Annotated in this window: 7 protein-coding genes and 1 pseudogene; 3 read left to right on the top strand and 5 right to left on the bottom strand. The window is 63.2% G+C overall.

Annotated features, from left to right (window positions below; genetic code table 11):
- Positions 1-363, bottom strand: a pseudogene (locus tag KBY65_RS13785) (hypothetical protein); the annotation flags it as partial.
- 435 nt (positions 364-798) lie between these two features.
- On the opposite strand from KBY65_RS13785, the gene KBY65_RS13780 reads away from it, so the two are divergent.
- On the top strand, positions 799-1,395 hold the full coding sequence (locus KBY65_RS13780) for a helix-turn-helix domain-containing protein (RefSeq protein ID WP_094561324.1): 597 nt from the start codon (positions 799-801) through the stop codon (positions 1,393-1,395).
- Between the two features lie 8 nt (positions 1,396-1,403).
- Positions 1,404-1,694: a hypothetical protein gene (locus tag KBY65_RS13775; RefSeq protein ID WP_255001967.1), complete on the top strand. Its 291-nt coding sequence runs from the start codon at positions 1,404-1,406 to the stop codon at positions 1,692-1,694.
- A gap of 4 nt (positions 1,695-1,698) precedes the next feature.
- Here the strand turns inward: KBY65_RS13775 and KBY65_RS13770 are convergent, their stop codons facing one another.
- On the bottom strand, positions 1,699-2,286 hold the full coding sequence (locus KBY65_RS13770) for a ferritin (RefSeq protein ID WP_261357936.1): 588 nt from the start codon (positions 2,284-2,286) through the stop codon (positions 1,699-1,701).
- A 174-nt stretch (positions 2,287-2,460) separates the two neighbouring features.
- On the opposite strand from KBY65_RS13770, the gene KBY65_RS13765 reads away from it, so the two are divergent.
- Positions 2,461-2,601: a hypothetical protein gene (locus KBY65_RS13765; protein ID WP_255001966.1), complete on the top strand. Its 141-nt coding sequence runs from the start codon at positions 2,461-2,463 to the stop codon at positions 2,599-2,601.
- An 8-nt stretch (positions 2,602-2,609) separates the two neighbouring features.
- Here KBY65_RS13765 and KBY65_RS13760 read toward each other — a convergent pair whose 3' ends face one another.
- The 3 genes from KBY65_RS13760 to KBY65_RS13750 all read right to left on the bottom strand — a co-directional run bounded on the left by KBY65_RS13760 (position 2,610) and on the right by KBY65_RS13750 (position 6,916).
- The gene (locus KBY65_RS13760; protein ID WP_409996654.1) at positions 2,610-4,076 is read right to left on the bottom strand and encodes an ABC transporter permease; all 1,467 of its coding nucleotides are present in this window, start codon (positions 4,074-4,076) and stop codon (positions 2,610-2,612) included.
- Between the two features lie 99 nt (positions 4,077-4,175).
- Entirely contained in the window at positions 4,176-5,222 is a 1,047-nt protein-coding gene (locus KBY65_RS13755) for an extracellular solute-binding protein (protein WP_255001963.1), read from the bottom strand.
- Positions 5,223-5,347: 125 nt separating this feature from the next.
- Positions 5,348-6,916 (bottom strand): iron uptake porin, encoded by a 1,569-nt coding sequence (locus tag KBY65_RS13750; RefSeq protein ID WP_255001961.1) that lies wholly within the window; start codon positions 6,914-6,916, stop codon positions 5,348-5,350.
- Positions 6,917-7,196: the final 280 nt, after the last annotated feature.

The following is a 7,196-nucleotide window of genomic DNA, read 5'->3' as shown; positions in this document are numbered from 1 at the left end:
CAACGGGGCAAAACGCCTGAAATCTGGCGTTCTGAACCGCTGAATCAGCGAAATCCAGCCCGAACAGCAAGTAATCAGATCGCGAGAGGGAGGAACGCGGCGTTTCTGACGGTTTTTCCGCAAACTCTTAGCGTTCCAGAGGTTCATGCGCACCGGCATGTCAGTGATGCGCACTGTTTCGATGTTGCTGCCGATCTTGTGGCGATAGAGGGTGGCGTCGCCCTCCTGGATTACTTCAACGACGCAGTTTTGTGGCTTGCCTTGCTTGACGCTGCACTGGGTGTCGAGTTTGTAGAGCGTCGTTGATGCGGCGGTCTGCGCCAGAGATGGTGCCGATGCAAAGGTGCATGCGGCTGCGGTCACCAGTCCGAGCCTGCTGCAGAGAGTCTTGCGGTTCAACATGAAAAGAAATCCCCAGCGATGGTGGGACGCCTTGTCATCGTGATCACGATCACCATGCTTGTCTGCAGGCTGTTGCGCATGGCTACAAAACGCACATTTGCGGCACTGTGCTGTTGCAATTGAGGAAATAATCGTCGAAAAACGAAATTATTGGTGGCCGATGGGCCGCTCTGCTGTTGTCTTCGGTTTTTCTCTGCCCCGGGGCTTGCGGCTGTACGGGGGGGGGGGGGGGGAGGGCGGCAGGGTCTGATCCAGCCAGTGGCTGGCAGGGCGGTGATCAGGCTGTCGCGGCTGCCCCTCCGCCTTGCAATTGACAGTTGTTATTGAGAATCGCTTGCAAAAGGCGGCGATCTTGTTTAGGTTGCGAGTCATTCGCAATAAGTCCGCGCGGCGGCCATGAGTTTTCGCTTCCTCTCCGACGACCCCGTCTCTGCAGTGCGCATGCCCGTCGGGCAAACCGTGCTGCTCGATCCAGCCCTGCGCCCCAGTGGCAGCTGCATCGAGGTGCTCGATGGCGTGGCCCGTGTGTACTGCCCCTGTGAGGAGACCGAAGGGATGACCCTCGCCTTTCTGCAGGCAGGGGATCAGCTGTGTGTTGATCGCCTCTGCAGCGAGGGCGTCTGCGTCGAGGCCCTCACGCCCCTCAGCTTCCGCAGCGATGCAACTCCCCGTCAGGGCGAGGGATTTGATGCGGTCAACGAGTGGACCCTGCAGCTGTTGCGCATCCGCCATCTCGGCAGTGCCGAACAGCGCCTGCATGCCCTGCTGGGATTGTTGGTGCGTCGGCTGGGCCGCCGCTGCGGCAGTTGGTGTGATCTGCCCTTCCGGCTCACCCATGAGCGGATCGGTGAACTGATCGGCACCACCCGCGTCACCACCACCCGTTTGATCTCCCGCATTCGCCAGGCCCAGTTGATCGAAGCCCCCGTTGGCGAGCCCGGCATGCGCTTGGCGCCGGTGTTGATCGAAACCGCTCCCCTGGCTGCTGCCTGAGCCCTGCGATGACCAACCGTTCCGCCCACCTCAGCGCCCAGCCATCGGCCAGCCTGGTGGCCAGCCTTTGCCACGAAATGGACCAGCTGCGTTGCCGCGGTGCGCAGGTGATGGCCGATCTGGGCCGTTGCCGTGAGGAGCGACTGCTGCAGCGTCTGACGAGGGAGCTCCAGCAACTGCAATGCCGCCGCCAGGAGCTGCAGGCCTGTGCCAGCCAGCTGCGCCGCAGCGTTGGGCTGCGTGACAGTCTCGCCGTGGCGTTTCTGGAAGAACTGACCCGCCGGCCCCTGCCTTGCTAGGGGGTTACAACGCCAGTGATTCAGGGGCGTGCTTGCCCTGGCTGAGCTCCCCATCGATCACCAGCATGGCGGCGGGGTTGGCATGGGCGAAGCGGATCCGCCCCAGCAGATGGGCGGCCTCGTTTTCGGAGTCGATCTGTCCCTGCACGATCGGATCGAGGAACACGGTGGTGCGCACATCGCCGGCCCGCTCCGCCATGGCATACAGCTGTTGCAAGGAGCTGGTCACCTCCGCCTCCATCTGGAAGACGGCGGAGAAAACCTCTTCGGCGCCTTGCCAGTGCTGGCGCGGCGGAGCCACAGCTTCGAGCAGCACGGTCTGGCCGCGGGCGACCAGGTAGTCGGCCACCAGTCCGGCGTGGTGTTGCTCGTTGCTCGCCTCGCCCTTGAGGTAGCTGCAGAAGCCCCGCAGCTCCCGCTCGCCAAACCAGATCGCCATGGCCCAATAGGTCGCACTGGCCTGGCGTTCCATCGTCAGGTGCTGCTGCAGGCCCTCCAGTAGGGAGGCCTCCATCGGCTGGGCCATCGCCCGTCCTGCGGGCCCGGTGGCCACGGGGCTGGTGGTGTTGGTGCTGGTGGTGGACTGCACCATGGTGTGGCTCGATTCGCTGTTTGCACCGTAGCCACAGTCGTCCCAAAGGAAACGTGTTGCAAATGGCACAACCGCCGGTAATCCGGCGTCAAATCAGCGCAGAGGCCGTCATTGGCAGGCCTGAACCTTCATAGGCTGATTCAAGAGTTCGACCTCACGACAGAGGTTGTCGCCATGGCCAAGCCCATCGGCCCCAGCAACGACGCCCCTTCACCCCTCGGCCAGCGCGGTCCTAGCGCTGACAAGAAAAAGGGCTGCAAGCAGAGCAAGTGTTCCCACTGGAAGGGCGGCAAGTGCCGCTGCGGCCGCGACTAATCGCGCGATTAGTCGTGTTGTTCGAGGGTTGGTATCAGTGCAAAAGCCGCAATCAGACCAAAAACCATAATTAAAAGTGCCGGCGCCATGGCTGCTCCCACTCGCTCATCACTGGCGTATTGGAACACCCGCACCGCCAGGGTGTCGAAATCGAACGGGCGCAAGGCCAGAGTGATCGGTAGCTCTTTCACCACGTCCACAAACACCAGCAGCGAGCCCACCAGTAGGGGCCCCCTGAGCAGCGGCAGGTGAATGCGGCGCAGCACCCCCAGCCAATCGCAACCCAGGCTGGTGGCCGTTTCGTCGATGCTCGGAGGGATGCGCTCCAGCGCCGCATCAAGCCCTTGTTTGGACACGGCGATGAAGCGATCGCCATAGCCCCAAAGCAAGAGCAGCACTGGGCTGAACCCCAGGGGGCCCCCCAGGATGATCAGACCAAGCGCCAGCACGCTGCCGGGAATGGCATAGCCCAGCCCGGCCAGGAAACTCAGCTGTCGCACCAAGGGTTGGGGGCTCCAGCGCCGGGAGATGGCCAGTAGCAGAGCCGCCAGGCCGGTGACAGCGGTGGCCAGCAGGGCCAGTCCCAGGCTGCGGCTGGCCAGTTGGCCTAGTTCGGCGATGGATTCGGCTTCCAGACCCTGCCAGCCCTCTTGGATCCAGAGCACTGGAATCGCCACGGCTCCCAGTGGTGGGAGGGCACAGAGGAGTTGAGCGAGCGCTGAGCGCCAGCCCGTCAAGGGCCAGACGTGCCCGCCTCCTCGGCTGCCCTCCAGATTCCAGCGGCGGCTGCGTTGGCGGAGCAGGCGCTCGGTGGCGATCAGCACGGCCACAATCCCCAGCGCCACCAGCGACAGCAGGGCTGCTCCCTGGGGATCCCCATCCACCTGCCAGCGGTCCAGGATTCCAGCCGAGAGGCTGGGCACCCCCAGCAGGCGTACGGCGCCCAACTCATTGACCACCTCCATGGCGCTGAGGGCAACGCCGGCTCCGATCGACGGCAAGGCGATCGGCAGGGCCACCCGAAAGAAGCTGCTCCAAGGGCCCACGCCAAGGCTGCGGCTGGCCTCCAGCAGTCGCCGGCCACTCACCGAGAAACTTTCGGTGCTCAGCAGAAACACGTAGCTGTAATTGGCCAGGGTGAGGAGCACCACCGCCCAGCCCAGGCCGTGAATGCGCATGCCGCGATGGCTGCCCCAATCGATCAGGCTCGCGGCCAGCAGGTAGGCCGGAAACGCCATGGGCACCAGCTGAGCAATGCGCAGCCAGCGGCGGCCCGGGAAGCGGCAGACCGCCGTGAGCCAGCCGATCGCCGTGCCCAAAACCGCACCCAGGAGGCCTTCACCGGAAACCAACAGCAGCGTGCCCTTCACCTGGCTGGCCCCGTCGAATCCGAGCTCCAATGGCGTGTCGCCGCCACCGATCAGGGCATCCTTCAGCAGGGTCAGCAGCGGCAGCAAGGCGAGCCCGCACGCCACCAGGACGCCCACAAGAAGCCCGGTTCGGCTGCTGGAGCCGACCGGGCCATGGGATGTGGCGTCTTGGGTCGTGGAGGGCGTCAACGCTTTGCGCGCTCGTTACTCCCAGCCAGCCTCGGTCATCAGTTGCACCGCCTCGCGGTTGCGCTGACCCAGCTGCTCCATGGACACCGCAGAGGCCTTGAAGGTGCCGAAGGCCTTGAGGGTGGGATTGTTGCCCCAGCCTTTCAGGGGGTACTCGTTGTTGGCGGCGGCATAGCCCTCCCCGGAGGTGGGAGAAGCCAGGAATTCCAGCAGGCGTCGGGCTGCTTCCGGGTTGCGGGAGCTGCGGGTCACCCCTCCTGCGGTCACGTTGACGTGGGTGGGGTTGGGCCACACCACGCGCACCTTTTTGGCGGTGGCGCGGTCGGCTGTGTTGTCGCCGCTGAGCAGGCGGGCCAGGTAGTACTGGTTGGCGATGGAGGCGCCGCACTGCCCCTGGCCGACGGCCCGCACCATGGTGGTGTCGGAGGTGAAGAAGGGTTCTTTCATGTTGGCAACCACGCCTCGGACCCATTGCCGTGTTGCCGTTGCCCCGCGACGCACCAGTTCATCGGCCACAAGCGACTGGCTGTAGACGCTGGCCCGGTTGCGAAGACAGAGCTTGCCCTTGAACTCGGGCTTGGCGAGATCGGCGTAGGTGCGGATCGACTTGGGGTTCACCATTGCTGTGTTGACCATCACCGGGCGGGCGCGGCGGGTGAGGGCATACCAGCGCCCTCCGGGATCCCGCAGGTTGGCCGGAACGTCCTTGTTGAGCTCAGGTGAGGAGATCGAGCGGAACAGGTTGTCCTGCTGGGCTCGATAGAGACGGGCCGCATCCACCAGCACGAGCAGGTCGGCCTTGCTCTTGTTGCCTTCGCTCTTGAGGCGCTGAATCAGTTCGTCATCTTTTCCTTCCAGCAAGTTCACCTTGATGCCAGTGCGGCGGGTGAATTCGGCGTAAAGCTGTTTGTCGGTGTTGTAGTGGCGGCCCGAGTAGACATTCACGTCCTGGGGCCGGTTCTGGGCCATGCCGGCCACGCCGATGACGCTGGCCAGGGTGGTGGCTGCCAGCGCTGTAGTGGCCAGAGCTGTGGTGGGGATGGCCGTGAGCTTGAAACGCATAACAACGAATGCCAGGTGGGGTGAATCGGGACGTTCTGGAATCCTGTCGGATGTCGTTGGCTGGTCCCGTAATGAATGCAAGGGGCCGGCGTAGCAATTGCTACGCCGGCTGCGTCATGCCGCGATCAGAAGCGGAACTGGGTTTGGATCACGCCGCCCCAGAGGTCCTGGCTGCCTACCTGGTTGGAGCTGTTGGTGATGTAGAAGAGCCCAGGCGTGATCGAGATGTTGTCGGTCACCTGGAACTTGTAGAACAGCTCCAGCGACAGCGGATCATCGACGCCGCTACCAGCGCTGGGGTTCTGGCCGATAGCGATGCCGGCGGCGTTGCCCTTGGCGAAGGCGTCATCCCACTGCAGGCCCACATACCAGGAGTCGGAATTGGCGGCCGACCCGGTTCCACTGATGTCGGTGAAGCCGTAGCCGGCGCTGATCGAGGGGATGATGCCCGTGTCAAGCGGCTGCCAGTAGCCAGCTACCGAGACGTTGTTGGAGGTTTGACCCGAGCTCAGGCTGCTGTAGGCCGAGCCGTTGGCGTTGATGGTGCGGGTGCCGAAGGTGCCGTTGCGATAGGCCACCGCTGCACCCCAGTTGCTGCCCTTGTAGCCAATCTGGGCCGTGGTGTTCAGGCTGCCGTCGCTGTCGAAGATCCCCTCATTGGAGATTTCGCCGTCTTGAGCGATGAAGTTCAGCGAGGCATTCCAGAAACCTTTGCCCTTGGCCACGTTCTGCTTCCAGACGGCACCAAAACCCTGACCCGTGGCTTTGTTGTAGACCCCAGGACTGCCGGCCGTGGTGAAGAAGTCGAGCAGTTGGGAGCGGTAAGCCGTGGGGATGAAGGCCAGGATCTCTGTGTTGCGCACCAGGGCTCCTGCTGTGAGGGTGAACTCCTTGCCCACCGGGAACTGGTAGAAGAGGCGGTCGATCGTGACCGTGTCGAGACCGCCAACGCCGCCGGTGCCAGCATTGGTGCTGGAGGCCTTGTCCAGCTTGAACAGGCTGTCGCCGGCGTTGAAGGGGCTGGCTGCGCTGAAGTTGGCTGAGCGCAGCCGGGTTTTCAGCAGATCTTTGCCGGTGAAGCTGGTGTCGAGATTGAGGCGGATGTCGTAGTTGAAGGTGGTGCGATCTTGGTTAACTGTGGTTCTCCCGTCGTAGTCGGGCACACCTCCCAGGATGAAGTTCACCTCACCTTTAAGCTTGGTGGTGGTGGAAAACTGCTGAGCTTCCAGTTCGCCCACCTGGGCTTCGAGGCCATCAACGCGGCCCTTGAGTACGGCGAGTTCTTTCTTGAACTCGTCCATCAGGCGTTGGAGCTCGTCGGTCACCTCAGTGACGCGGTCGAGGCAGGCGTTGAGCAGGGCCGCCGCTTCGTAGCGGGTCATGGCCTGGCCACCCTTGTAGGTGCCGTTGGGATAGCCGGCCACGCAGCCATACTTCTCCACCAGGTTGGTCAGTGCCTGATAGGCCCAGTCGGTGGGCCGTATATCGGAAAACTGGTTGACGCTGGTGACCTGGTTTTTGGATCGCCAGGCCTTGAGCTCGTCGATTTCTTGCTGCTCCATGTAGTCGTTGATGGCCTCGCGGCCATTCAGCGACGCCAGTTCACCCGCGGCTGCGGTTTCAGGGGCGATGACGGCAGGCAGCACCAAGCCAAGGGCGGCAGGTGCCAGCAGCATGCGCTGGAACGGATTCATGAACTCCTCACAACAGAAGTAGGTGGATTCCCAATGAATGGGAATCAACTGCGCCTACTTCTATTGGATGAAAGGAGCTTGATCGCCCCGTTCTGATTCAAGTCAGGGTATCAAATGTCACGTGAGCTGGTGTGGAGTGCCGTTGTTGGTGAGAGCGGCGTCCCATGGAGTGGTGTAACTCGGGGGGATCAGCCCCGGCTACGCCGGGGCTGACGGCTCAACTCCCTCAGTCTTTAGCTGTGGCAATGGGTGGGCCGGTCTGTGACCCTGTTCGGAGCAC

It is taken from the genome of Cyanobium sp. Alchichica 3B3-8F6 (assembly GCF_024346435.1).
Classification (GTDB): domain Bacteria; phylum Cyanobacteriota; class Cyanobacteriia; order PCC-6307; family Cyanobiaceae; genus Cyanobium_A.
The sequence above is the reverse complement of the archived record's forward strand: the minus strand, read 5'-3'. Positions and strand labels throughout refer to the sequence as shown.

Coding starts and splice junctions, on each gene's coding strand:
- KBY65_RS13780 (WP_094561324.1), top strand. CDS start 799: ATGAGTTTTCGCTTCCTCTCCGACGACCCCGTCTCTGCAGTGCGCATG.
- KBY65_RS13775 (WP_255001967.1), top strand. CDS start 1,404: ATGACCAACCGTTCCGCCCACCTCAGCGCCCAGCCATCGGCCAGCCTG.
- KBY65_RS13770 (WP_261357936.1), bottom strand. CDS start 2,286: ATGGTGCAGTCCACCACCAGCACCAACACCACCAGCCCCGTGGCCACC.
- KBY65_RS13765 (WP_255001966.1), top strand. CDS start 2,461: ATGGCCAAGCCCATCGGCCCCAGCAACGACGCCCCTTCACCCCTCGGC.
- KBY65_RS13755 (WP_255001963.1), bottom strand. CDS start 5,222: ATGCGTTTCAAGCTCACGGCCATCCCCACCACAGCTCTGGCCACTACA.
- KBY65_RS13750 (WP_255001961.1), bottom strand. CDS start 6,916: ATGAATCCGTTCCAGCGCATGCTGCTGGCACCTGCCGCCCTTGGCTTG.